A 22,413-nucleotide genomic window follows, 5' to 3' on the forward strand; every position below is an offset into this window, starting at 1 on the left:
CGACCCCAGCCTTTCTATTGGGTTGAAGTCGCTCCGCCATTCTCGCAAGCGTGTACGATGAGCCTGTTTTTAACGAAGCGGGCGGTCAAGCATGTACCACGGTGAACGGTTCAACAGCATTTCCCATACGGTGGGCGCCGCGCTGGCGGCTATCGGCGGCGTCATCCTGATCGTCGCGGCGGCCCGCACGGGCGACCCCTGGAAAATCGTCAGCTGCAGCGTGTATGCGGCCATGCTGCTGACCTTGTACCTCACGTCCACCCTGTATCACAGCGTGCGCGGCAAGGCCAAGGCCATACTGCAGCGGCTCGACCACTGCGCCATCTATCTGCTCATCGCGGGAACCTACACGCCCTTCATGCTGGTGACCCTGCGCGGGCCGTGGGGCTGGTCGCTGTTCGGCGTCGTCTGGGGCCTGGCGCTGTTTGGCATCGTGCAGGAATATGTGTACGCGAAAGGCGCGCGCATCCTGTCGCTGGTGATTTACGTGGCCATGGGCTGGCTGGTCGTCATCGGCATCAAGCCGCTGCTGGCGGCGCTCGAGTGGAACGGTTTCCTGTGGCTGGTGGCAGGCGGGCTGTGCTACACGGGCGGTATCGCTTTCTACGCCACCGACCACAAGCTGCGCCATGGTCACGGCATCTGGCATCTGTTCGTGCTGGCCGGCAGTAGCTGTCATTTTATCGCCATTTTGTTCTACGTTGCCTGACGTAGCCGCCCGCCCTCACTGTTGCCGTCATTCCATTATAATGGCGCGATCTGTGAAACAAGGGCAAGAATGGATATCAACTCGGACGACCTGAAAATCTTCGTCACCGTCATCGACAGCGGCACCCTGAGCGCGGCCGCCGTGCACCTGGGGCAAACCACCTCGGGCGTCAGCCGCGCGCTGTCGCGCCTGGAAGACAAGCTGGCCACCTCGCTGCTGACGCGCACCACGCGGCGCATGGAGCTGACGGAAGAGGGGCAGCTGTTCCTGGACAAGGCGCGCGCCATCCTCGCCTCGATGGAAGATGTGGAGGAATCGATCCGCATCCGCCGCCAGAAGCCGGCCGGGCGCCTGTCCGTGGATGCCGCCTCGCCCTTCATGCTCCATTGCGTGGTGCCCCACGTGGCCGAGTTTCGCGCCATGTACCCGGACATCCGCCTGGAGCTGACCAGCAACGACCAGATCGCCGACCTGCTCGAGCACCGTACCGACATCGCCATCCGCATCGGCTCCCTGGTCGACTCGACCCTGCATGCGCGCCCGCTCAGCGCCAGTCCCCTGCACGTGCTGGCCACGCCCGCCTACTTGGCGCGCCACGGCGAACCCGCCACGCCGGAAGCGCTGTCCGGCCATGCGCTGCTGGGCTTTGCCCAGTACGACCTGGGCAACAACTGGCCGCTGCGCCACGCTGCCGGCAACAGCCTGCAGATCGTGCCTGCGCTGGCCGCTTCCAGCGGCGAAACCCTGCGCCAGCTGGCGCTGCATGACCAGGGCATCGTCTGCCTGTCCGACTTCATGACGAAGGACGACATCGCGGCCGGCCGCCTGGTGCAGGTGCTGCAACCGTTCTACACGGGCTACCGCCAGCAGATCCACGCCGTGTATTACCGCAATACGCAGCTGGCGCAGCGCATCAGCTGCTTCCTCGAATTCCTGCAGCAGAAGCTGTAAGGCCCGCGCCGTACGCTCAGGCCAGGGCGCCGGTGTCATGGATGGCCGCCCGCAGCAAGGTTTCCACCTCGTGCGCCGGCAGCGGATGGCTGAAGTAATAGCCCTGTGCCTCGTCGCAGCCGTGCTGGCGCAGGTAGTCCAGCTGTTCCGCCGTTTCCACGCCTTCGGCCACCACGCGCAGCTTCAGGTTGTGCGCCAGAGCGATGATGGAGACGACGATGGCCGCGTCGTCCGCGTCGCGCGCCACGTCGCCGACGAAACTGCGGTCGATCTTCAGCACGTCGATGGGGAAGGTGCGCAGGTAGGCGAAGCTGGAATAGCCGGTGCCGAAGTCGTCGATCGACAGTTGCACCCCCAGCGCCTTCATGTCGTGCAACTGGCTGACGGCCAGCGCCACGTCGTGCATGAACAGGCTCTCCGTCAGCTCCAGTTCCAGACTGGCGGGCGGCAGGCCCGTTTCCAGCAGCACGTTGGCGATCGAGGCGACCAGGTTCGGCTCGTTGAACTGGCGCGCCGACAGGTTCACGGCCAGGCGCAGCGTGTCCAGTCCCGCCGCATGCCAGCGTTTCACCTGCGTGCACGCTTCGCGCATGACCCAGGCGCCGATCGGCACGATCAGGCCTGTATCTTCTGCCAGCGCGATGAAGCGCTGCGGCGCCACCATGCCCAGTTCCGGGTGCTGCCAGCGCAGCAGCGCTTCCACGCCGACGATGCGTCCGCTGGCCAGGTCCACCTGCGGCTGGTAATGCAGCACGAACTGCTCGCGTTCGAGCGCGTTGCGCAGCGCCGTCTCGATGCGCAGGCGCTCCAGCGTGGCCTGGTTCATGGCCGTCGTGTAGAACTTGATGTTGTTGCGGCCCTGTTTCTTGGCGCAGTACATGGCGATGTCGGCCTGCTCGATCAGGTTCTGCGTCTCGCCATGCAAGGTCACGTCGCCGGGGGCGTCGTAGCGCGACATGTCGTAGACGGCCACGCCGATGCTGCAGGTGACGAAAAATTCCTTGCCGTCGAGTAGTACCGGCTGCGCCACGGCATCCATCACGCGCTGCACGATGGCGCCGCTGAGCACTTCGTCGGCCTGTTCGCACAGGATGGCGACGAATTCGTCGCCCGACAGGCGCGCCACCGTATCGCTTTCGCGCAGGCTGGCCTGCAGGCGCGTGGCGATGGTTTTCAGCAGCTGGTCGCCGGCCTTGTGGCCCAGGCTGTCGTTGACGAACTTGAAACGGTCGAGGTCGATCAACAGCACCCACAGGGCCCGGTTCTTTCGGCGCGACAGGGCCATGGCCTGCGCCAGGCGGTCGCGCAGCAGGGCGCGGTTGGGCAAGCCCGTCAGCACGTCGTGGTGGGCGATGTGCTGGATTTGCTGCTCGGCCAGCTTGCGCTCCGTGATTTCGGACCCTGTGCCCCGGTAGCCGTGAAATTCGCCCAGCTCGTTGAACAGCGGTTCGCCATTGATGCTGAACCAGCGCAGCTGGCCATCGCGGTCTTTCATCGCATATTCGAGGTTGGAAAAGGGCAGGTGCGCTTCCAGGTTGGCGATATGCTGCTTGCCCCAGCGCGAATTGCGCATCTCCGGGTTGTTGTCCCAGCGCGTCATGCCGATGAAGCGTTCCAGCGGCATGTTCGACTTGTCCGTAAAGCCGCCGGTGATGTGGGTGAAGCAGAAGTTGGCATCCTGTTCCCAGTACCAGTCCGAGGACAGGGCCAGCAGGCGGCGGAAGCGCTTTTCGCTTTCCTGCAGGGCGCGTTCCGTGCGCTGGCGCGCCCGCACGTCGGCGCTGAGCAGTTCATTGCTGCGCTTGAGGTCGGCCGTGCGCTGTTCCACCAGCAACTGCACGCGGCGCGAGCGCTGCGTCAGCGATTGCACGAAGGCGGCCGTCAGCACGCTGAACAGCAAACCCGTGATCAGGGTGAACAATGAGCCCAGATGGTCGGCCAGGAAGGGGCGCGGATGGGCCACCACGCGCACATGCCAGGGCCGGCCGGCGGAGGCAAAACCCCGGTCATAATGGCTGTGATAGGCAAATCGCAGCCAGCGTGGCAGCGACTCCCAGGCGTCGCCCGCTTCGGCGGCAGGCGCCTGGCCATGCCGGAAGATCAAGTGGCGCGGGTCGGCTTTCGCATCGGCGTAGACGCTCAGTTCAAGCTGCGGGTCGCCCAGCAGGTCGGCGCCGGCGAGGATTTTCTGCACCAGTTCGCCGGCCCGGACGATGGCCGCCGTATCGCCGATCAGCGCCGCGCGCCGCTGCGGCACCGTCTGCAGGGGCACGCCATGGCGGTACACGGGGCGCAGGATAACGAAACCCTGCTGCGGACCCTGCGCCAGGGCCAGCAGGCCGGTGGCGGTAGTCTGGCCGCTGAGGATGGCCTGTTCCAGCGCGCCGGCCAGCAAGCCGTCAGGGCGCACGTTCAGGCCGAAGGCGGGGCGGTTGCCCTGCAGCGGTTCGAGATAATCCACCACCAGGTAGCTGGCGCGCGTTGTCGCGGGCAAGACGACGCCATCGCGCATTTCCGTCATGGCGTAATCGGGCACGATGCGCCGCAGCTCGGCCTCGAATGCCGCGCGCTGCGCATGCGGCACGATGCGGTGGAAATTGAAGGCCTGGATGAACGGGTGGCGCTGCAGCAGCGGCGTGGTGAAGTCGTGGAACTGCTCGCGCGTGACCGGCACGACGGCGGCAAACAGCTGGTTGGTCGTGGTCAGCACCTCGACCGCGTCGTCGAGTCCCTGCTCGATGGCGGCCACGCGCGCGCCGGCGCGCTGCTGCAGACTCAGGCTCATTTTGTCGTATTCGAGCTGGCTGATGGCGGCGAACAGCACGCCGGTGATGCTGGCGCCGCAGGCAAGGGTCAGCGCGGCCGCGGCAGAAATCGACAATGGCAGGCGACGACGCAGCATGTTTTTTCCTATCTCACTTCATGGATACCTGGATTCGGCGGCGCCTGCCGGCCCCGCGCAGGCCATAGTGTGTCATAAACCACATCCATCATGCTGATTTTGCACCAAATTACTGCTATTAAGCAACAAGATCCATGGCCGGGAAAGACGACGTTCAGCCGCTGCCCGCGCCTGCCCGCCGGCGCACGCGCCACAACTGCCATGCGGGCAGCCAGCGGTTCAGGAAACCCAGGCCGCACGCGCGCCGCCAGCGCACCAGGCGCACGACGCGCAGGGCACGGCCCGCCCCGAGCTTGTCTGGCCTGGCGGCAAAGACGATGCGGTTGTTGCCAGCGATGCCGTCGAAGTGGCACACGGCGCCGCGGAAGGTGAGCATCAGGCGCGCCAGCATGGCAGGGTAGTGCTCGTCATAACTGAACAGGTTGGCTACCAGCACGCCGCCGGGCAGCAGGGTGCGCAGGCAGTCCGCATAGAAGCGCGCGCTGCCCAGTGCCGGCGGCAGACCCGTTTCGTCGTAGCCGTCGAGCAGCAGCACGTCGGCGCAGCCCGGATGCTGGCGGATATAGCTGACGGCGTCCGTTTCGATGATGCGCAGGCGCGCGTCATCGGGCGGCAGCATGAACTGCTCGCGCAGGGCGATCACGTCGGCGCGCAGTTCCAGCACCGTGATGCGCGTCTCGGGCAGGTGGCGGTGGCAGAATTTCAGCAGCGAGCCACCGCCCAGTCCCACCATCAGGATGTGCTTGGGACGCGGCACGAACAGGGTGAAGCACATCATGGCGCGCGCATAGCGCAGCAGCAGATGGTCGGGGCGCGACAGCAGCATTTCGCTCTGGATCATGCCTGGCTGGAATTCCAGGCGGCGCCGGTCGCCACAGGTATGCACCTGGGGCGCGCGCAGGGCAGGTAATTTGAGATCCGGCATAGGACGACTTCGCTGAGTGGACTGGGGAAGATGCTTTGTTGCATTCAGAGAAATCTGATAAGCTTCCCGTGAGCATACCCGATTAATCCGCGCCGAGCATGCGTATATGCATATGACGCGCGGCGGCACGGCCGCGCAGTCGGGCACCATGGAGACAAGCATGTTTTTGGATCACCCCATCATTACCGCGACGAACAGTTTTACCGAGCCTGACCGCATCGAGCGGCTGACGCGCGTATATGGTTATGCGGCGGCGCTGGCCGACGTGGCCGCCAACTTCGGATTCATTGAAAAAGTGGCGCAGATCCATGACCACAAGGGCACCCTCATCGTGTTCTGGCATGAGGCGCCCAGTGATGTGGAAAAGCAGTATTTCGTGCAGGCGTGGGCCAGCAAGGTCGGCGACGGCAGCACGAATGTCGAACACGAAATCTGACCTGGCGCGCCGCGCCTGCGCATCGATAACGTAGCCCATGGATATCAAGACTCTGGTACTGGCCCTGGCGCTCGGCAACCTGAGCCTGTGCGCGGCCCTGTTCTTCTTCGAGTATGAGCGCAAGAAGTCGCTCAGCCTGTCCACCTGGGCGGTAGCCAAGCAGTGCCAGGCCGTGGCCTGGTGTTTGCTGTATTTCCGCGGCGTCTTGCCCGATATGCTGTCCATCTTGCTGGGCAACAGTCTGCTGTTTGCCGGCATGGCGCTGGACGCGGGCGCGCTGTGGCAGGCGGCCGGGCGCAGCGGCTGGCGCCGCTATGTATTGCCGGCGCTGGGCTTGTCGGTGGCGCTGTTTGCCGCCTGCTACCTGTTTAATATGGCGCCGCTGCTGCGCAGTGCCGGCGGCTCGCTGATCGTGGCCGGCTTTTTCCTCGCCGGCGTAGCCGCGCTGTGCCTCAAATGGCGCGAGGCGAGCATGCTGCGCCGCTTCCTCGTCGTCAGCATGGGCCTGCTGTCGCTGCTGATCGCCGCGCGTGGCGTGCTCGCCGCCGCCGTGCCGGATGTCGACGCCGAGCTGCTGCAGCTGGCCGGTTTTGGCGCCCTGTACCTGATGATGCTGACGAACGCCTTCGGCTACCTGCTGCTGTCGCGTGAAAAACTGGGCGGCGAACTGGCGCGCCTGGAGGTGCACGATGCGGCCACGGGCGTGCCGAACCGGCGCGGCTTTTACCAGGCGCTGGTGCCGTGGATGGCGCTGGCGCGCCGGCCCGGCTTGCCGACGGCCCTGGTGGTGCTCAATATCGACCATTTCAAGCGCGTCAACGACAGCTATGGCCATCCGGTGGGCGATGCGGTGCTGAAAACCATCGTCGACACGTGCCGCCAGCAATTGCGCGACAGCGACCTGATGGGTCGCCTGGGCGGCGCCGAATTTGCCATCCAGCTGCCGCGCACGACCTTGGCCGATGCGCTGATGGTGGCCGAGCGTATCCGCGCCGCCGTCGAAGTGCTGCCGGTCAAGACGGAACGCGCCGTGCTGCAGCTGACGGCCAGCCTGGGCGTGACCACCATCCGCGCCGAGGACAGCACCGTCAGCCTGTTCAAGCGGGCCGACGAGGCGCTGCAGGCGGCCAAGCAGGCCGGCCGCAACAGGGTGGTGGAAGCGCAAGGCGCCAGCACCCTGGAGATGTAAATCGGCTTACTTTTTGCGCGAGCCCAGCCAGCTGGGTTCCTTGCCGCATTCCTTGCTCAGGAACAGGGCGTCGAGGCCGGGATCGCAGCGCCGGTCAGGCGCCTTCATCGGCTCGACGGTGAGCCATTCGCTTTTGGGCAGGATCTTTTCTTCGCGCGGCGCCACCGGTGGCGCGGGCGGCAGGCTGTCTTGCCACTTTGACTCAGCGGCAGGCGCAGGCGGGGTGGCCCAGTTCGCGTCAACCTGCGCTGGCGGCGTGTCCGCGTGTGCGGCGGCGCACAGCAGGCTGCCGGCGAAGAAGAAGGTGCGCATGGCCGTGTTGTTTATTGAAATCAAGGTCTGTCCCTGGTCGTTGCCGGTAAGGCGTACCCTGCAGTATGACGGCGGCAGCAAGCAACAAGACAAGAAAATTGCAACGGCATGTTACCAGGCAGGCCATGCTGGCCGCCGGCACGCCGAACATGTGCATTCTCTAACTTTCATTTAAGCTAGGCAAGTTATGCTGTGGGGTGCACGCTCGGCCCCTCTTGTCGTCCGCACCGCAGTTCCCCTTTTTTACTCTTGCCAGGCCCATAATGAAAATGCTCAAATCTCTGCCTGTATGGCCGCTTGCCGCCCCCCTTGCCGGCTGGCTGTTCCTGTTCGGTTCCACCTTCAATGTCGGCGGCTACTATCAGATCCTGCTGGTGGCTGGCCTGATCGGCAGCGTGCTGGCCGCCGTGTACCACGCGGAAGTGGTGGCGCACCGCATCGGCGAACCGTATGGCACCCTGGTGCTGGCGCTGGCCGTGACCCTGATCGAGGTGGCGCTGATCGTCTCGCTGATGCTGGCCGGCGGGCCGGAAACGACGGGGCTGGCGCGCGACACCGTGTTTGCCGCCATCATGATCATTTTGAACGGCATCGTCGGCATCTGCCTGCTGCTGGGCGCCGGGCGCCACCGCGAGCAGACCTTCGGCCTGCTGGGCGTGAGCGCGTCGCTGGCCACCCTGGCGGCCATCGCCATCCTGACGCTGGTGCTGCCGAATTACACCTCCAGCGCCGCCGGCCCGTATTACAACTCCAGCCAGCTCATTTTCATCGCCGTCATCTCGCTGGTCCTGTACGGTACTTTCGTGCTGGTGCAGACGGTGCGCCACCGCGATTACTTCCTGCCCAAGGAAGCCGTCGGCGACGAAGAGGTGCATGCGGCGCCGCCCACGCCCACCGTCGCCTGGGTCAGCGCCGGCGCGCTGCTGGTGTGCCTGGGCGCCGTGGTGCTGCTGGCCAAGTCGCTGGCGCCCGCGCTGGAGACGGCGATTGCCGCCATGGGTGCGCCAAAGACCCTGGTCGGTATCGTCATCGCCGCCATCGTGCTGCTGCCCGAAGGCCTGGCCGCCGTGCGCGCGGCGCGTGCCAACCGCCTGCAAACGAGCTTGAACCTGGCCCTCGGCTCCGCCCTGGCCAGCATCGGCCTGACGATTCCCGCCGTGGTGGTGGTGTCGCTGGCCACGGGCCTGACGATCACCCTGGGACTCGATATCAAATCCACAGTGCTGCTGCTGCTGTCGCTGATGGTGGCCACCCTGTCGCTGGGCACGGGCCGCACCACGGTCATGCAGGGCACCGTGCACCTGGTGATTTTCGCCGTGTACCTGTTCACCACCATCGTCCCATAAGCCGTCGCACGGCTGCCGTTTTGTCACAATCCTGTCACGCCGCTGTCATACGATGGGGGTAGTGTGGTAGGATTTTTAAATCGTTTAAATGATTTATATAGTTTAGTAACTGATTTTGCCAACTTTTTCAGTTGGCACAGCAATGACATGACAAGAGGCCAGTATGTATGCAGCGGTGGACCTGGGGTCCAACAGTTTTCGTTTACACGTCGGCAAGCATGATGGCGACACCATACGCGTGGTCAAGAGCGTGCGCGACCCGATACGCCTGGCCGCCGGCCTGGACGCCAATGGCGACCTGACCGAGGCGGCCATGCAGGGGGCGCTGGCGTGCCTGCAGCGCTTTCGTGCCATCCTCGCGGGCTTCGAACTCGATGCCGTGCGCGTGGTGGCCACCTCGGCCATGCGCGTGGCGCGCAACGGCGCCGTCTTCCTGCCGCTGGCCGAGCAAGCCATCGGCTACCCGATCGAGATCATCTCGGGCGAGGAAGAGGGGCGCTTGATCTACATGGGCGTGGCCAATGCGCTGGCCATTCCCGGCGAACGCCGGCTGGTGATGGATATCGGCGGCGGCTCGACCGAACTGATACTGGGGCGCGGCAACGATATCGAGCGCGTCGAGTCGTTCAGCCTGGGCACCGTCAAACAAAGCCTGTCGTTCTTCATCGGCGGGCGCATCGATGCGCCGTCGTTCGAGGCGGCCATCCTGTCGGCGCGCAGCCACTTCGAGGATGCGGCACCGCCGTACCGCCCGCAGCACTGGAAGACGGCCTACGGCTCTTCCGGCACCATCCGCACCATCGCCGACATCATCGTTCGCAACAAGCTCGGTGATGGCTTGCTGTCTGGTGTCAGCCTCGACGCGCTGGCACGGCGCTTCATCGAACTCGGTCACACCAGCCGCATCGACATGCCGGGCTTGCGCCCCGATCGCGCCAGCACCATCGTCGGCGGCCTGGCCATCTTGATCGGCCTGTTCCGCGAACTGGCCATTCCCGTCATGACGCCGATCGAGGCTGGCCTGCGCATGGGCGTGATGTGGGATTTGTACCTGCGCTCGACCAAGCGCGACCGCCGCGAACAGTCGGTGCAGGGCTGCATGGAGAAATTCCATATCGACCAGCAGCGTGCCGGCCGGGTGGCCGAGCAGGCGCTGGCCATGTATGCGCAGCTCAAGCCCACCTCAGACGCCCTGGTGAAATGCCTGCGCTGGAGCAGCCTGCTGCACGAAGTGGGCCTGGCCGTGTCGCAGACGGGCTACCACAAGCACGCCTCCTACATCGTGGAAAACGCGGACTTGCCCGGTTTTACCACGCGCGAACAGAAGACCATGAGCCGCTTGATCCTGGCGCAGAAGGGCAACTTGCGCAAGATCGGCGAAGTGCTGTCCGACCCCGATTTCGCCAAGGCCGTGCTGGCGCTGCGCCTGTCGATTCTGCTCATGCATGCACGTATCGAAGCCGATTTCAGCGAACTGCGCTTGCGCATGAAGAGCCGCATCGAGCTCGACATCAAGCGCGGCTGGGTGGCGCACCATCCCACCGTGTCGTTCTGGATCGAGAAGGAGCAGGAATTCTGGGATGAGGTCGGCGTCGATTTCACCATCCGTGCCAGCGCCTAGGAGGTCATGCCGTGCGCATGGCTTGATGTGCAGCAAGCAAGATTTAAAAAAAGAGTATATATTGTTTATATTATTTATTAGATTGGAAAATTCATGACCAAAACCGTCCCAGTGAAAAAAGCCGACAGCGCGCCCGTATCGATGTTCCCCACCAGCGCCTCGATCAATGCGGCAGCCGCCAAGGCCGCCCCGGCCGCCAAGCCTGCCGCGAAACCGGTAGCCAAACCGGTGGCCAAGGCCGCCGCCAAGCCAGTGGCCGCCAAAGCCGCCGCTGCGAAGCCGGCGGCAGTCAAGCCCGTTGCCGCCAAGCCTGCGGTAGCCAAGGCACCCGTCGCCAAACCGGCGGCCAAGGCCGTCGTGGCCAAACCAGCTGTGGCCAAGCCAGTCGCCAAAGCCGCTGCCAAGCCGGCCGCCAAGGTTGCTGCGAAACCAGTCGCCAAGGCCGTCGCCAAGCCGGTAGCAAAAGCCGCCGTCAAACCGGTAGCCAAAGCGGCCGCCAAGCCAGCTGCCGCGAAAAAAGCGCCTGTCGCCAAGGTCGTCGCCGTCAAGGAAAAAGCCCGCAAGCCGAAACTGGTGCGCGACAGCTTCACCATGCCGGAAGCGGAATATGAAGTCCTGGGCCAGGTCAAGAAAGCGTGCCTGAAGGCCGGTTTCGAGATCAAGAAAAGCGAATTGCTGCGCATCGGCGTGGCGCTGATCAGCCAGATCGACCTGGCGACCCTGCAAAACGTGCTGGCCGGCTTGCCGCAGTTGAAAACGGGCCGTCCGAAGAAGGATTGATGGCGCCAGCGGAGGGGGCGCGCGCCCCCTCGCTTGCCCATTCTGGTTTACCATGGGGCCTGTGATAGTTCCCCCATGGTTGCCATGTCAGAAGAAATCAGTATTGAACGCGCCGGCTTCGTCGAGCGTGCCATCGTTCGCCACCGCGCGGGCCAGTCCACCGATGCCATCGACCACGTTGCCGAGGAAATTCCCGTGGCGCTGGTCTTCAATGGCATTTCCCACGTCGTCATGATGGCCACCCCGCGCGACCTGGAAGCGTTCGCGTATGGCTTCGCGCTGACGGAAGGCGTGGTGGCAACGGCTGCCGCCATCTTCGACTGTGAAGTGTTCCTGCGCCCTGATTCCGCCGAAGTGTCCTTGAGCATCGCGCAGGAGGATTTCGTGCGCCTGAAGGACCGGCGCCGCCAACTGACGGGCCGCACCGGTTGCGGCGTGTGCGGCATCGACAGCATCGACATGCTCGACTTGCAGCCGCAAGCGCTGCCGCCATCCCTGATCCAGGTCGACCTGCCGGCCGCGCTGGCGCGCGCGTCGAGCGGCTTGCGCGAACACCAGGTGCTGATGCAGGCAACGGGCGGCGTGCATGCGGCCGCCTGGTGCACGCCCGACGGCGATATCGTGCATGTGTTCGAGGATGTCGGCCGACACAATGGTCTCGACAAGCTCATTGGCCACCTCGCGCTGCACGCTGTCGACATGCGGCGCGGCTTCGTGTTCCTGTCCAGCCGCGGCAGCTACGAGCTGGCGCGCAAGGCGGCGCGCATGCAAATTCCCCTGCTGGCGACCATTTCCGCCCCCAGCTCGCTGGCCATTTCCATCGCCACGCAGGCGCGCATGAAACTGGTGGGCTTTTGCCGCCAGGATGCTTTCGTCGACTATACGCCCGGCATCACGCTGTAAGCGGCGTTTTCACTGACGGCGCCGGCGAGTGTGGTAAATGCGCACGCTCTTCCCCTGACATTGACTTGCGTCATGGAAATGACATTCGGCTGTCATTTCCCTGACATATTAGACAAGTACGCTGGAGTCGTCTTGATCACAGGGGATGAAACCATGCAAAACATAGTCGCATCAAACGAAGCCAAGGCCCGGCCGGTTCAACTGGTGCTGAGCCAGGCTACTACCGCAGCCGAATTGCGCGAAGTCCAGCGTTTGCGTTACAAGGTGTTTATCGAGACCATGGGATTGAGCTCGCTGGCGAATGCCGATGGCCTCGACAGCGATGAATTCGACGCGCATTGCGATCATCTGATCGTGCGCGATGCCGATACCCTGAAAGTGGTGGGCACCTACCGCGTGCTGAGCGCGGCCAAGGCGGCCAAGATCGGCCGGCTGTATGCGGAAAATGAGTTCGACCTGAGCCGCCTGAAAAACCTGCGCGGCCGCATGGTCGAAGCGGGCCGCGCCTGCATCCATCCGAAATACCGGGGCGGCAGCGTGATCATGCTGCTGTGGTCCGGCCTGGCCGAGTACATGCGCCGCGAGCGCTGCGACTACCTGGTCGGCTGCGCCAGCATCAGCCTGGCCGATGGCGGGCATAACGCCGTTGCCGTGTACCAGGCGCTGGCGGAAAAGCACATGGCCCCAAGCGAATACCGCGTCACGCCGCACCTGCCTTTTCCCATCCACCAGGTGGAAGCGGCGCACAAGCCGCAAGTGCCGCCGCTGATCAAGGGCTATCTGCGTTCGGGCGCCTGGATTTGCGGCGAACCGGCGTGGGACCCTGATTTCGAAAGCGCCGACATGTTCATGATGATGCCGCTGGCGAATCTGGACGAGCGCTATGCGCGCCATTATGGCGTGGTGCCTGGCTAAGGCTAATGCCGGGGAGTGAGGACTGCAGCTGGTTGGCCAGCGCCTGCACGGCGCTGCGCAAGCCGCTGCGCAAGCCGGTCTGCGCGCTGTCGGGCGGCAGCAGGTCGAGCAGGAAGCGCAGCGGCAGCATGATCGCTTCGGGTTCGCCGATGCTGCCGTGGCGCCGCACGGCGTCGTGGTACAGGGCCAGGAAGGCGGCGCGCGCGGGCGCGTCGAAGGGCTGGCCGTCCGGCACTTGCCACAGGGCCGCCAGCAGGGCGGCGCGCACGGGGGCGCCGGCATCGATGGCGCGGTGTTCGTCCGCGTGGCGCTGGCGCGCATGGGCGATGGCGTCGTGCAGCAAGTCGCCCAGTTGCGCATCGAGTGCGCGCCAGGCGTCGCTGTCGCCATGGGCTTTCAACAGCAGGGCACCCGCCAGCACCTGAAAAATCAGGTCGCAGTCGGCCACGCCGCTGCGCCGCCGCGCTTCTTCCAGCGCCCCCAGGCAGGCATCGCTCATGGCGCGCAGCGCCGGCGCGCCGGAGTTCCCCCCGGCGCAGGCCAGGCGTGCCTGCAAGGCCCAGTAGCGTCCCAGCAGGGCCAGGCGCTGCGCCGTGGGCGCCAGCGCCACCAGCAGGTCGATATGCTGTTTTCCGTCCTCTAGCAACTGGCGTCCCTGCGCCATATCCGGCACCACCGGCACCTCGATGCCGGCGCCCGCATCGAGGCCACACAGGGCCGCGCCCTGGCGTATCTCCAGTTCCGCCCAGTGCGCCAGCGCGTGCAAGCCCACCTTGCCGTCGGCCGCGCTGTGCGCCGCCCGGTAGTGTTCGATGGCGCGCAGGGTGTTCTCCAGTCCCCCCAGGCCGGCGCGCGTGGCCGCCATGTTTTCGCGGATGTCGGCGCAGCCGAAGAAGCGCGTGCGCACGGCTTGCTCGATGCTGGCCAGCTTTTCCTCGATGGCGGCGCGGCGCGCCGCATCGGCACCCGCCAGGCGTGCATGCAGGGTTTCCAGGTCGGCCAGCAGGTGGCCGTGGTAGTGGTAGTCGGGCGCCTGCCAGGGCCGGCTCTGGGTATTCGGAAAGCGGTAGCGGTCGTCGCCATATGCCTGGTAGGCGCCCCAGGTGTTCGAGGCCGGGAACTGCAGATACGCCGCCTCGCGCGCCAGGCGCACGGCGTCGCCGAAGTATTCGCCGCTCAGCATGGCGTGATAAAAGCTGTGCGCGAAGATGCTGGCCGCCTGGTCGTCGATGCGCCAGCCGGCCGCGATCACCGCCTGCGAGCCCATTTCAATGAAGGCCGTGGCCAGGCTGGCGGCCAGTTTCGACCACGGCGCGATGGCGTCCGGGCGCATGTCGCCCAGGTGGCAGCAATTGATGAAGACGAATTGCGGCACGCGTTTCAGCTTGCTCACCTGCGCCGCCGTCAGGCGCGTCTTCGGCCCCAGCACCAGGCCCGTATGGGCGATGCCGGGGCCGGCCACTTCGCCGTGGCCGGCCAGGTGGATGGCGAAATAGCGCTCGTCGAACAGGTGCACCAGCACGCGCTGCGCCTGCGGGCGCAGCAGCTCGCGCACCTGGTAGCCGTACGCGCCGAACATGCGCGCCACGTCCTGCGCCTCGGCTTGCGCGGCGGGCAGCTCGGGCAGGCCGGAATCGGTGTCGCCGATCACCAGCACGCTGTTGCTGGGCGGGCTGGTGGCGGGCGGCTGTTCGCGCAGGCTGGCCAGCTGGCGCACCATGCCGATGCGCGTCGACAGCGGGCTTTCCTCGCTGCCCGCCTCGTCGCGCATCAGCTCCCACGGGTAGATGGCGGCACTCTGGTCGACGGCCAGGATCAGGCCGCGCATCTCGGGGATGGCCGCCTTCAGCCCATTCGGCAGCATCAGTTCGTACAGCGCGCGCGACAGGCCCGGCTGGTCGGTGGTGTTGTCGGTGGCGTCCATGATCAGGCCATCGACGGCCTGGCGCTGGTTCGGCTCCTCGTCGACGCTGTTGTGGGCGCGGTCCGTCAGCACGGTGAAGCGCAGGGCGCCGGAGAGGTCCGCGGCGACGATCTGCACGCGGCGCCAGCCATTGTCGCCGCTCAGGCTGGGCAAGATGCGCCGGTAGCCGCCCGGGCTGTGGCGGATGCGCCGCTCGAACGTGAAGCTGCCCTGGTAGCGCGCTTCGGCCATGATCTGCTCGATGGCCACGGCGGCGGCGATGGCGCGCGCCTCGGACTGTTCATAGATGGCGATGTGGCCGATGCGGCACGCCATGCCAGCGTCTTCCAGGCGCCGGTTGGCGCTGCGCACGCCGTCGATCAGGGCCCGCGCGCACAGGGCGATGCTCAAGCCGCCATAGCCGGAACCGGACAACAGGCTGGCCACGCGCAAGCCGTGTGCGCCCATTGGCGGCGCAACCGCATGGCCGGCTGCGCGCACCTGCAGACAGACGCACGCGTATTCGAGCAGGCCGCCGGCAAAGGCGCGTGCCAGTTCGCCAGGCGTCAGTTCGCCCAGCGCGCCCAGGCCGATGACGATGGCGCCGCCGGGCCGGCGCGCCGCATCGGGCTGCAGCACCACCAGGGCAGAGTCGGGACGCTGCGGGAAGCGCCCCAGCGCGTGGATTTCCTGCAGCTTGCCGGCCAGCAGGCGGTCGAGAAAACTCATGCTGCCGCGCAGCGACTCGTAGGCGTAGCAGCCGCTCATGACGGGCGCGTCGGCCGAGGCCATGCTGCCGTGGATGACGGATAGGCTCAGCTGCGGCGCGCGGCTCTCGGCCGCGCTGGCGGGGCCGGCGGCGCCGAGGGCTGCGTCGAGCAGTTCCTGCGGCTGCGGGTACAGCGGCCGCGCAGCGGGAGCGTACGCGCGGAAGCGCGGTGGGGCGCCGCCAGGCGCGTGCGGCGGGCGCCGGGACAGGCCCGCGCCCTGGCCGCTGTCGAGCAGTTGCGCGATGGCCGGGTAGGTTTCTTTTTGCAGCAGCAGGTCGCCATGCGCCAGCGGCAGGTAGCACGCTTCCACGCCGTCCGGCACCGCGCCTTGCCAGGCCGTGCGGCCATCGCCGTCCGGCGACCAGGCCGTCTCGATGCCGCCGTCGCGCAGGCGCAGCGCCACCGGCGTGTCGGCGCAGCCGGCCAGGTAGCTGCAATGGCGGGCATCGGGCGGGGCGGCCTCCAGCAGGGCCACGGTGGCGCGCGCCGCCGCCAGCGCTGGCGCCTCGGGCGCTTGCCAGCCGTCGGGCAGGCCCGCTTGCGCGTCGCCGGCGGCCAGTTGCACCCAGGCGTCGGCATCGAAATAATCGATGCTGCCGGCCACCTGCGGCTGCGGCCACGGCAGCATCTCCAGCACGCCGGGAAAGGCGCGCACGAAGCCGAGAAACTGGCGCCGCGTGTGCTTCCAGCCGATCCAGCAGGCCAGCATCCGCACCAGCGGATCGCGTCCCAGCAGTACTTGCACCATCGCTTGCGTGCCCCGGTTGGCCGTGCCCACCTGCAGCAGGCGGCTGCCGGGCAGGGCGCCGAAGCGCTGCCAGCGGTCCTTCAATGCCAGGCGCGCCACCAGCCCGCCCATACCGTGGGCAACGATGCGCAACGGTTGTCCGCGCTGTTCGGCGTCGTGCATGGCCTCGTCCAGCACGGGCAGGAAGGCGTTGCCGGAGTGCTGCAGCGACAAACGCCAGTCATACGTAAAGGGCCGCACTTCCTGGCTTTGCGCGAGAAAGCGGGCCAACGGCTCGTAGCACGACTCGATCCAGCCGGCGCTGACGATGTGCGGCTGGCCCACGGCCAGGCGCTCGATGCGCCCTTCGACCAGGTTGACGGGGTCGAACCAGATGCGGTTGCTGCCCACTTGCAGATGGCTGCCCATGATATCGGGCAGCAGCAGCACGATGGGGGCGTGCGTGCGCCGCTTCGGCACTTCCCCGCCGCGTCCCAGCGCGCCGTGCTCGATGCCGGCCAGCGGCTGGTAGGCGCTGTCGTCGCCCGTCAGCGCCTGCACTGCCGCCATGCCGGACGCTGCGCGCTCGAAGTAGTTCAGGTGGTGCGTCTGCGGCCCGCGCAGCAGCAGTTGCCGCACCGGCGTGCTGCGCGTGGCGCCGCCGGCCATCGAGGCGCAATTGACCACCAGATCGTTCTGGCCGCCGTACAGCTGGTCGCCGAGGCAGTCGCCCAGCCAGCCCAGCAAGCCTTCGCCGCTGCACGCGCCGGCCAGCACGTGCAGCGGGCTGGCCACGCGCACGTCGGGCGCGTTGAGCAGCGCCACCAGGGGCGAGTCGGGCATCATCGCTTCCAGGCCCGGCAGGATGCGCGCGTCGCAGCGCTGCTGCACCACTGCCAGCAGGAAGGCCATGCCGCCATCGGGCACATCGTCCTGCGGCAGAAGGTTGCACATCACGCTGGCCCAGCGGTCGAGCCGGCCCGACATCAAGGTGGTGCCGCGTGCCGGGCAGGCCACGCGCACGAAGCGGGTGATGCGGATGGCGCGCGTCTTCAACTCCTCGCCCAGTGCGCGCAGGCGCGCCGCATCCGCTTCGTGGCCGGCGCGTGCGCCCAGCCGTGCCTGCGCCGTGAAGTGGTCGATATCGTGGCTGTTGAACGCTTCGCCGCCCACCGTGTTTTCGCTCAGCCGTTCCAAGCCGTCGCCAGCCAGGTCGACGGCGCCGCGGCTGTCGATGCGCTGCGCGCGCGCCAGCAATTCGCCCACCAGGCCGCCGCGCGAATGGGCCAGCAGGTGCAGCACGGCACCGTGCGGCAACTGGCGCACGAGGGCCAGCGCGTTCTCGATGGGGCTGTCGCTGAGGCTGCGGTGCTCGTAGCCGTAGATGCGGTTGCCGTATTGCGCCGCCAACTGCGGCGCCAGGCCATTGCGCCACAGGCCGCCAAAGCTGCGCTGGGTCGACGAGGCCGTGCCATGCAACAGCAGCAGCACCGGTTCCGGCCCGGCGGGCACGCTGGCGACGGCTGTCATGCTGCCCGCTTCGATGCCGCAGCGGTACAGGCCCAGGCGCTGCTCCAGCTGGCGGTCCTGGAAGGCGCCCGCCGCCGCCAGCGCCGTCATGGCGGCGGCGCCGCAGCGGTACACGCGCACGGCCCGCAGCATCCAGGCGCCCAGGCCATCGCGGCTGGCGCCGGGCGGCAGGCGCGCCGCCTGCGGGCGCAAGGCCAGCCCCACCTCGATGCTGGCGGGCGCGCCGTCGCGTGCCGCCGTGGCCGGCCCCAGGTAGCGTGGCAGGTCCAGGCTGCTCGCCAGCAGCGAACTGCCGTCGCACAGCAGCAGTTGCACCACGTCGGCCGGACCGATATCGAGTGCCGTGCGGCAACTGCCGATGCCGCGCGCGCCTGACAGCACGTGGGTTTCGGCATGCCAGCCGGGCGCGGCGGGGCAGTCGCCGGCGTTGGCGAGGGGATCGCGCGTGAGCGTCAGGCGCAGCACGGGCGGCGCAAGAGGGTCGCTGGACATGCGGTTGGGATCACTGGTTAAAAGCTGACCTTGATGCCTGCGGAGACTATGCGTGTTGTGTCAGATCAAGTTTGAGTGGAAATGCTGGCTGGCAGGGGGAATGCGCAGTGAAAGCGGGGATGGCGCTGGAGCGGGTGGGCAGAGAAACGGTCAGCATGGTTTGGGCTGGGTCTCTTCGCTATCGTGCTCGGATGTGCTGCGGTGAGCGAACTACGCGAATTGTATGGCAAAAGTTCATGGCGCCGGGAACCTGGGTGCCTGGCATGGCATTACAACAGCGGGTCATTCAATGGACTGGCGTGGCGGACAGTTCCTTCAGTTCGCGGATGGTGATGTCCGACTTTTCATGCATGCGCAATAAAATCGTTGCACCGACCGACAGTTTGCCGTGACGAATCTTGCTGATGATGGGAGGCTGGACTTCCAGAACACGGCACAGTTCCGCATCATTTTTCAGGTTCATCTTCTCGATCAGGGTATCGAGCAGCTTGTTGGGCACAAAACTCGATGGTTCGAGCGCACGCGCCCGGTTCATCGCTTCAATCATTTCCAGCTTCTTTTGGCGAACGTTCATTTACTCCTCCTTCAGGTTATGCAAGGGACGAGACCACTGTATGTGGTCCCAGCTATAGTTCGTCATCGCAGTAAGGCTCTCCGGGTGACGTGATACCATTCGCGTTACAACATTGATAACCAGGCAAGTGTTTTCAATAATACTACGATAACAAAACTTGTGAAAGATGGTCAGTTAAATTAACTGATTGTTTGATCAATTTGGTTGACGGTTGTTGTATTTTGTAAGCCGTTTTTCGTCAGGATCATGGTTCTGTCCGCCATTTCGGCGGCGGCCAGCGAATGCGTGACCATGATCGCGCAACTGCCGTTGGCCTTGATTTCGGCGCGCAGCAATTGCAGGATGCTGTGCGCCGTATCGGGATCGAGGTTGCCGGTCGGCTCATCGGCCAGCACCAGCGCCGGCTTGTGCACGAGTGCGCGGGCAATGGCCACGCGCTGCATTTCGCCGCCCGACAATTGTTGCGGAAAGTCGCCGCCGCGTCCGCCCAGGCCGACCGCTTCGAGCATGCTGGCGGCACGCTCCTGAGGCAGTCCGTTGAGTAGCAGCGGCAGGGCCACGTTTTGCAGCAGGGTCAGGTGCGGCAAGACGTGGAAGGCCTGGAAGATAAAGCCCATGCGGGCGCGACGCAGCCGGGTGGCGGCGGCGTCATCGAGGCTGGACATGGCGATGCCGTCCACCAGGATAGGGTGCGCTTCGGCACCCGCATCGGGCGTATCGAGGCCGGCGATCAGGTTCAGCAAGGTCGACTTGCCGACGCCCGAGTCACCCATGATGGCAATGAATTCACCTGCCTTGAAGCGGCAGGAAATGTTGGCCAGCACGGGACGGGCATGGGCATAGGACTTCGACAGATGGCGCAATTCGAGCATGGTGATCTTGATTAATAACGGCTATCGTAAAGGGAGGCACGCGGGGGAGAGGGGGGCCTGGGAACTGCAAAGGGGCGCGGATTGATTGGCCGGCAATGTGTAGTATACGACAGGATTATCATTTTTGCTGGGCAATACCCATTTTGTGTACACACTGCTCGTTTGATCTTACGTTACCTGTCGCACGGCTGGCTTGTGCGGATTCCGCTATGATGGGAAAAAGTCATCGGCAAAGGCGCCCGCAAACCGCTATGGCAGGGGCGGCGCCCGGTGGCTGACCGCGCAAGCCCTTCGTGAACCTTGATAGACGACGCCAGCCCATGACCATGCCACTCGCACAACAGCAGTCAAATTTGTCTCCCGCCAGCAACGTCCGAGTGGCCAGCGCCACTCCTGCCACGATAGTCGAGATCAGCAGCGGCCTGCTGGCGCGCGCGGCCTGGACCTCGCCCAAGTACCTGTACGACGCGCTGGGTTCGAAACTGTTCGAGGCCATTTGTGCCTTGCCCGAGTATTATCCGACGCGCACGGAGGCGGCCATCTTCGCCCGTCACGGCGCCGAGATCGCGCATGCCGTGGGGCCGGGCAGCACCCTGATCGACCTCGGTGCGGGCAATTGCGCCAAGGCCGCCAGCCTGTTCCCTCTGCTGCACCCGGCCCAGTATGTGGCCGTGGATATTTCCTATGACTTTCTGAGTGAATCGCTGAGCCGGCTGCAGCAGCGCTTTCCGCACATCGAGATGACGGGCCTGGGCCTGGATTTCTCCAGCCGCCTGGACTTGCCCGACAGCGTGCGCGAGGCGCGGCGCTTGTTCTTCTATCCCGGCTCGTCGATCGGCAATTTTGCGCCTGAGCAAGCGACCGCCTTTTTGCGCCGCCTGCGCGCGAATGCGGACGGCGATGGCGGCTTGCTGATCGGCGTCGACCTGATCAAGGATGATGCCATCCTCGACGCCGCCTATGACGATGCGCTGGGCGTCACGGCCGCCTTCAACCTGAACATGCTGCGCCACGTGAACGGCCTGATCGGCGCGGACTTCGACGTGCGCGCCTGGCAGCACCACGGCTTTTTCAACGCCGACGAGCGCCGCGTCGAAATGCACCTGGAAGCGCGCAGCGAACAAGTTGTCCATTGGAAAGGTGGCCAGCGGCGTTTCGCGAAAGGCGAGCGCATCCATACGGAAGACAGCTATAAATACACGCGCGCAAGCTTCGTCGGCTTGCTGGAGCAGGCGGGGTTTTCCACCGTACAAGTCTGGACGGACCCGCAGCAGTGGTTTGCCGTCATTTACGCCCGTGTAATTAGAGACTGAAGGCGACGATGCTGATCGATCACTTTAACAAGGTGCGCCAGCACTCGCTGCGCCTGGCCGAACCCTTGTCCGACGAGGATTGCGGCGCCCAGTCGATGCCGGACGCCAGTCCCGTGAAATGGCATCTGGCGCATACCACCTGGTTTTTCGAAACGTTTATTCTGGAAAGCATGGAAGCGGCGTTCGCGCCGTTCCATCCCGCCTTCCGCGTGCTGTTCAATTCCTACTACAACGGCGTGGGCGAGAAGCATCCGCGTGCCCAGCGGGGCTTGCTGACGCGCCCCGGCATGGCGCAGGTGCGCGCCTACCGGATCGATGTCGATGCGCGCATCGCCCGCCTGCTGGCGAGCGAACTGGCGCGCGACGAGCGCGAACGCCTGAGCATGCTGCTGGCGCTGGGCCTCGAACACGAGCAGCAGCACCAGGAGTTGCTGTTGACGGACGTGAAACACTTGCTGGCGCAGAGCGCGCTGTTTCCCCCTTATCTTGACAACGCCGCGCCGCCAGCGCCGCCAGCTGCGCAGCCCACGGCCTGGCTCGCGTTTGACGGCGGCCTGGCGCAGATCGGCCATGCGGGCGACGGTTTCTGCTTCGACAATGAATTACCGCGCCATCCGCAATACGTGGCGCCGTTCGAGCTGGCCACTGCGCTGGTGACGAATGGCGAATTTCTCGCCTTCATCGAGGCGGGCGGCTACCGCTCGGCGCATCTATGGCTGGCCGAAGGCTGGGACTGGGTGCGCAGCGCGCAACTGGCATGTCCGCTGTACTGGCAGCGCGATGAGGCGGGGCACTGGCATGAATTCACTTTGTTCGGGCTGCGCCCGCTCGACCTGCAGGCGCCGGCCACGCATTTGTCCCTGTTCGAGGCGGACGCGTATGCGCACTGGGCTGGCGCGCGCCTGCCGACGGAAGGGGAGTGGGAAGTGGCGGCGCAAGGCGTCGCCGTGCAAGTGGGCCAGCTGCATCCGGCCGCTGGTGGGCCGGCAGCGGGACTGCAGCAAATGTTCGGCCACTGCTGGCAGTGGACCAGCAGCAGCTACGCGCCATATCCCGGCTACCGCACGGCGCCCGGGGCGCTCGGTGAATACAACGGCAAGTTCATGCTGAACCAGTATGTGCTGCGTGGCTCGTCGTGCGCCACGCCGGCTGGCCATGCGCGCGCCAGCTACCGCAATTTCTTTCCGGCTGGTGCACGCTGGCAATTTTCCGGCATCCGCCTGGCACGCCAGGTGGAATAGCT

The 22,413-nt window shown here is 65.7% G+C and carries 18 protein-coding genes; 12 read left to right on the plus strand and 6 right to left on the minus strand.

Features of this window, described 5'->3' with window-relative positions:
• Positions 1 to 91: 91 nt before the first annotated feature.
• Both C8C92_RS12020 and C8C92_RS12025 read left to right on the plus strand, forming a co-directional pair.
• Positions 92 to 709 (plus strand): hemolysin III family protein, encoded by a 618-nt coding sequence (locus C8C92_RS12020; protein WP_099759691.1) that lies wholly within the window; start codon positions 92 to 94, stop codon positions 707 to 709.
• 69 nt (positions 710 to 778) lie between these two features.
• Entirely contained in the window at positions 779 to 1,660 is an 882-nt protein-coding gene (locus C8C92_RS12025; protein WP_116744044.1) for a LysR family transcriptional regulator, read from the plus strand.
• 16 nt (positions 1,661 to 1,676) lie between these two features.
• Here C8C92_RS12025 and C8C92_RS12030 read toward each other — a convergent pair whose 3' ends face one another.
• Entirely contained in the window at positions 1,677 to 4,562 is a 2,886-nt protein-coding gene (locus C8C92_RS12030; protein ID WP_116744045.1) for an EAL domain-containing protein, read from the minus strand.
• Positions 4,563 to 4,716: 154 nt separating this feature from the next.
• Positions 4,717 to 5,487, minus strand: coding sequence for a transferase spermidine synthase (locus C8C92_RS12035; RefSeq protein ID WP_099759688.1), 771 nt, complete (start codon positions 5,485 to 5,487; stop codon positions 4,717 to 4,719).
• Positions 5,488 to 5,647: 160 nt separating this feature from the next.
• Here C8C92_RS12035 and C8C92_RS12040 point away from each other — a divergent pair, with 160 nt between their 5' ends.
• Entirely contained in the window at positions 5,648 to 5,923 is a 276-nt protein-coding gene (locus C8C92_RS12040) for a hypothetical protein (RefSeq protein ID WP_099764178.1), read from the plus strand.
• A gap of 37 nt (positions 5,924 to 5,960) precedes the next feature.
• Positions 5,961 to 7,112 carry a GGDEF domain-containing protein gene (locus C8C92_RS12045; protein WP_116744046.1) on the plus strand — a complete coding sequence of 384 codons (1,152 nt, stop codon included), beginning with the start codon at positions 5,961 to 5,963 and terminating at the stop codon, positions 7,110 to 7,112.
• 6 nt (positions 7,113 to 7,118) lie between these two features.
• Here the strand turns inward: C8C92_RS12045 and C8C92_RS12050 are convergent, their stop codons facing one another.
• Complete coding sequence (locus tag C8C92_RS12050; protein ID WP_116744047.1) at positions 7,119 to 7,424, minus strand: hypothetical protein; 306 nt, start codon at positions 7,422 to 7,424, stop codon at positions 7,119 to 7,121.
• On the opposite strand from C8C92_RS12050, the gene C8C92_RS27455 reads away from it, so the two are divergent.
• The 6 genes from C8C92_RS27455 to C8C92_RS12075 all read left to right on the plus strand — a co-directional run bounded on the left by C8C92_RS27455 (position 7,423) and on the right by C8C92_RS12075 (position 12,989).
• The gene (locus tag C8C92_RS27455) at positions 7,423 to 7,599 is read left to right on the plus strand and encodes a hypothetical protein (protein ID WP_165829386.1); all 177 of its coding nucleotides are present in this window, start codon (positions 7,423 to 7,425) and stop codon (positions 7,597 to 7,599) included. The genes C8C92_RS12050 and C8C92_RS27455 overlap by 2 nt on opposite strands.
• A gap of 88 nt (positions 7,600 to 7,687) precedes the next feature.
• Entirely contained in the window at positions 7,688 to 8,770 is a 1,083-nt protein-coding gene (locus C8C92_RS12055) for an ionic transporter y4hA (protein WP_099759686.1), read from the plus strand.
• Between the two features lie 163 nt (positions 8,771 to 8,933).
• A complete protein-coding gene (locus C8C92_RS12060; RefSeq protein ID WP_099759685.1) occupies positions 8,934 to 10,391 on the plus strand; it encodes a Ppx/GppA phosphatase family protein in 1,458 nt (485 codons plus the stop codon).
• Positions 10,392 to 10,484: 93 nt separating this feature from the next.
• Positions 10,485 to 11,171: a hypothetical protein gene (locus tag C8C92_RS12065; RefSeq protein ID WP_116744048.1), complete on the plus strand. Its 687-nt coding sequence runs from the start codon at positions 10,485 to 10,487 to the stop codon at positions 11,169 to 11,171.
• A 75-nt stretch (positions 11,172 to 11,246) separates the two neighbouring features.
• The gene (gene fdhD / locus C8C92_RS12070) at positions 11,247 to 12,074 is read left to right on the plus strand and encodes a formate dehydrogenase accessory sulfurtransferase FdhD (protein WP_116744049.1); all 828 of its coding nucleotides are present in this window, start codon (positions 11,247 to 11,249) and stop codon (positions 12,072 to 12,074) included.
• Positions 12,075 to 12,227: 153 nt separating this feature from the next.
• Entirely contained in the window at positions 12,228 to 12,989 is a 762-nt protein-coding gene (locus C8C92_RS12075) for a GNAT family N-acyltransferase (RefSeq protein WP_071077956.1), read from the plus strand.
• Here C8C92_RS12075 and C8C92_RS27935 read toward each other — a convergent pair.
• The 3 genes from C8C92_RS27935 to C8C92_RS12090 form a co-directional block, all read right to left on the minus strand.
• Positions 12,922 to 18,411 (minus strand): CHAT domain-containing protein, encoded by a 5,490-nt coding sequence (locus tag C8C92_RS27935; RefSeq protein WP_116744050.1) that lies wholly within the window; start codon positions 18,409 to 18,411, stop codon positions 12,922 to 12,924. The genes C8C92_RS12075 and C8C92_RS27935 overlap by 68 nt on opposite strands.
• A 286-nt stretch (positions 18,412 to 18,697) precedes the next feature.
• A complete protein-coding gene (locus tag C8C92_RS12085; protein WP_034786045.1) occupies positions 18,698 to 18,985 on the minus strand; it encodes a hypothetical protein in 288 nt (95 codons plus the stop codon).
• 179 nt (positions 18,986 to 19,164) lie between these two features.
• A complete protein-coding gene (locus tag C8C92_RS12090) occupies positions 19,165 to 19,857 on the minus strand; it encodes an ABC transporter ATP-binding protein (RefSeq protein ID WP_099759681.1) in 693 nt (230 codons plus the stop codon).
• Positions 19,858 to 20,177: 320 nt separating this feature from the next.
• On the opposite strand from C8C92_RS12090, the gene egtD reads away from it, so the two are divergent.
• The gene (gene egtD, locus C8C92_RS12095) at positions 20,178 to 21,170 is read left to right on the plus strand and encodes an L-histidine N(alpha)-methyltransferase (protein WP_116744051.1); all 993 of its coding nucleotides are present in this window, start codon (positions 20,178 to 20,180) and stop codon (positions 21,168 to 21,170) included.
• Positions 21,171 to 21,178: 8 nt separating this feature from the next.
• Entirely contained in the window at positions 21,179 to 22,411 is a 1,233-nt protein-coding gene (gene egtB / locus C8C92_RS12100; RefSeq protein ID WP_116744052.1) for an ergothioneine biosynthesis protein EgtB, read from the plus strand.
• The last annotated feature ends 2 nt before the right edge of the window (positions 22,412 to 22,413 follow it).

The organism is Janthinobacterium sp. 78 (assembly GCF_003096775.1).
Taxonomy (GTDB): domain Bacteria; phylum Pseudomonadota; class Gammaproteobacteria; order Burkholderiales; family Burkholderiaceae_D; genus Janthinobacterium; species Janthinobacterium tructae.

Bases quoted from the DNA above. Each gene is read 5' to 3' on its own strand.
- C8C92_RS12020 (WP_099759691.1), top strand. From the start codon at position 92: ATGTACCACGGTGAACGGTTCAACAGCATTTCCCATACGGTGGGCGCC.
- C8C92_RS12025 (WP_116744044.1), top strand. From the start codon at position 779: ATGGATATCAACTCGGACGACCTGAAAATCTTCGTCACCGTCATCGAC.
- C8C92_RS12030 (WP_116744045.1), bottom strand. From the start codon at position 4,562: ATGCTGCGTCGTCGCCTGCCATTGTCGATTTCTGCCGCGGCCGCGCTG.
- C8C92_RS12035 (WP_099759688.1), bottom strand. From the start codon at position 5,487: ATGCCGGATCTCAAATTACCTGCCCTGCGCGCGCCCCAGGTGCATACC.
- C8C92_RS12040 (WP_099764178.1), top strand. From the start codon at position 5,648: ATGTTTTTGGATCACCCCATCATTACCGCGACGAACAGTTTTACCGAG.
- C8C92_RS12045 (WP_116744046.1), top strand. From the start codon at position 5,961: ATGGATATCAAGACTCTGGTACTGGCCCTGGCGCTCGGCAACCTGAGC.
- C8C92_RS27455 (WP_165829386.1), top strand. From the start codon at position 7,423: ATGGCCGTGTTGTTTATTGAAATCAAGGTCTGTCCCTGGTCGTTGCCG.
- C8C92_RS12050 (WP_116744047.1), bottom strand. From the start codon at position 7,424: ATGCGCACCTTCTTCTTCGCCGGCAGCCTGCTGTGCGCCGCCGCACAC.
- C8C92_RS12055 (WP_099759686.1), top strand. From the start codon at position 7,688: ATGAAAATGCTCAAATCTCTGCCTGTATGGCCGCTTGCCGCCCCCCTT.
- C8C92_RS12060 (WP_099759685.1), top strand. From the start codon at position 8,934: ATGTATGCAGCGGTGGACCTGGGGTCCAACAGTTTTCGTTTACACGTC.
- C8C92_RS12065 (WP_116744048.1), top strand. From the start codon at position 10,485: ATGACCAAAACCGTCCCAGTGAAAAAAGCCGACAGCGCGCCCGTATCG.
- fdhD (WP_116744049.1), top strand. From the start codon at position 11,247: ATGGTTGCCATGTCAGAAGAAATCAGTATTGAACGCGCCGGCTTCGTC.
- C8C92_RS12075 (WP_071077956.1), top strand. From the start codon at position 12,228: ATGCAAAACATAGTCGCATCAAACGAAGCCAAGGCCCGGCCGGTTCAA.
- C8C92_RS27935 (WP_116744050.1), bottom strand. From the start codon at position 18,411: ATGTCCAGCGACCCTCTTGCGCCGCCCGTGCTGCGCCTGACGCTCACG.
- C8C92_RS12085 (WP_034786045.1), bottom strand. From the start codon at position 18,985: ATGAACGTTCGCCAAAAGAAGCTGGAAATGATTGAAGCGATGAACCGG.
- C8C92_RS12090 (WP_099759681.1), bottom strand. From the start codon at position 19,857: ATGCTCGAATTGCGCCATCTGTCGAAGTCCTATGCCCATGCCCGTCCC.
- egtD (WP_116744051.1), top strand. From the start codon at position 20,178: ATGACCATGCCACTCGCACAACAGCAGTCAAATTTGTCTCCCGCCAGC.
- egtB (WP_116744052.1), top strand. From the start codon at position 21,179: ATGCTGATCGATCACTTTAACAAGGTGCGCCAGCACTCGCTGCGCCTG.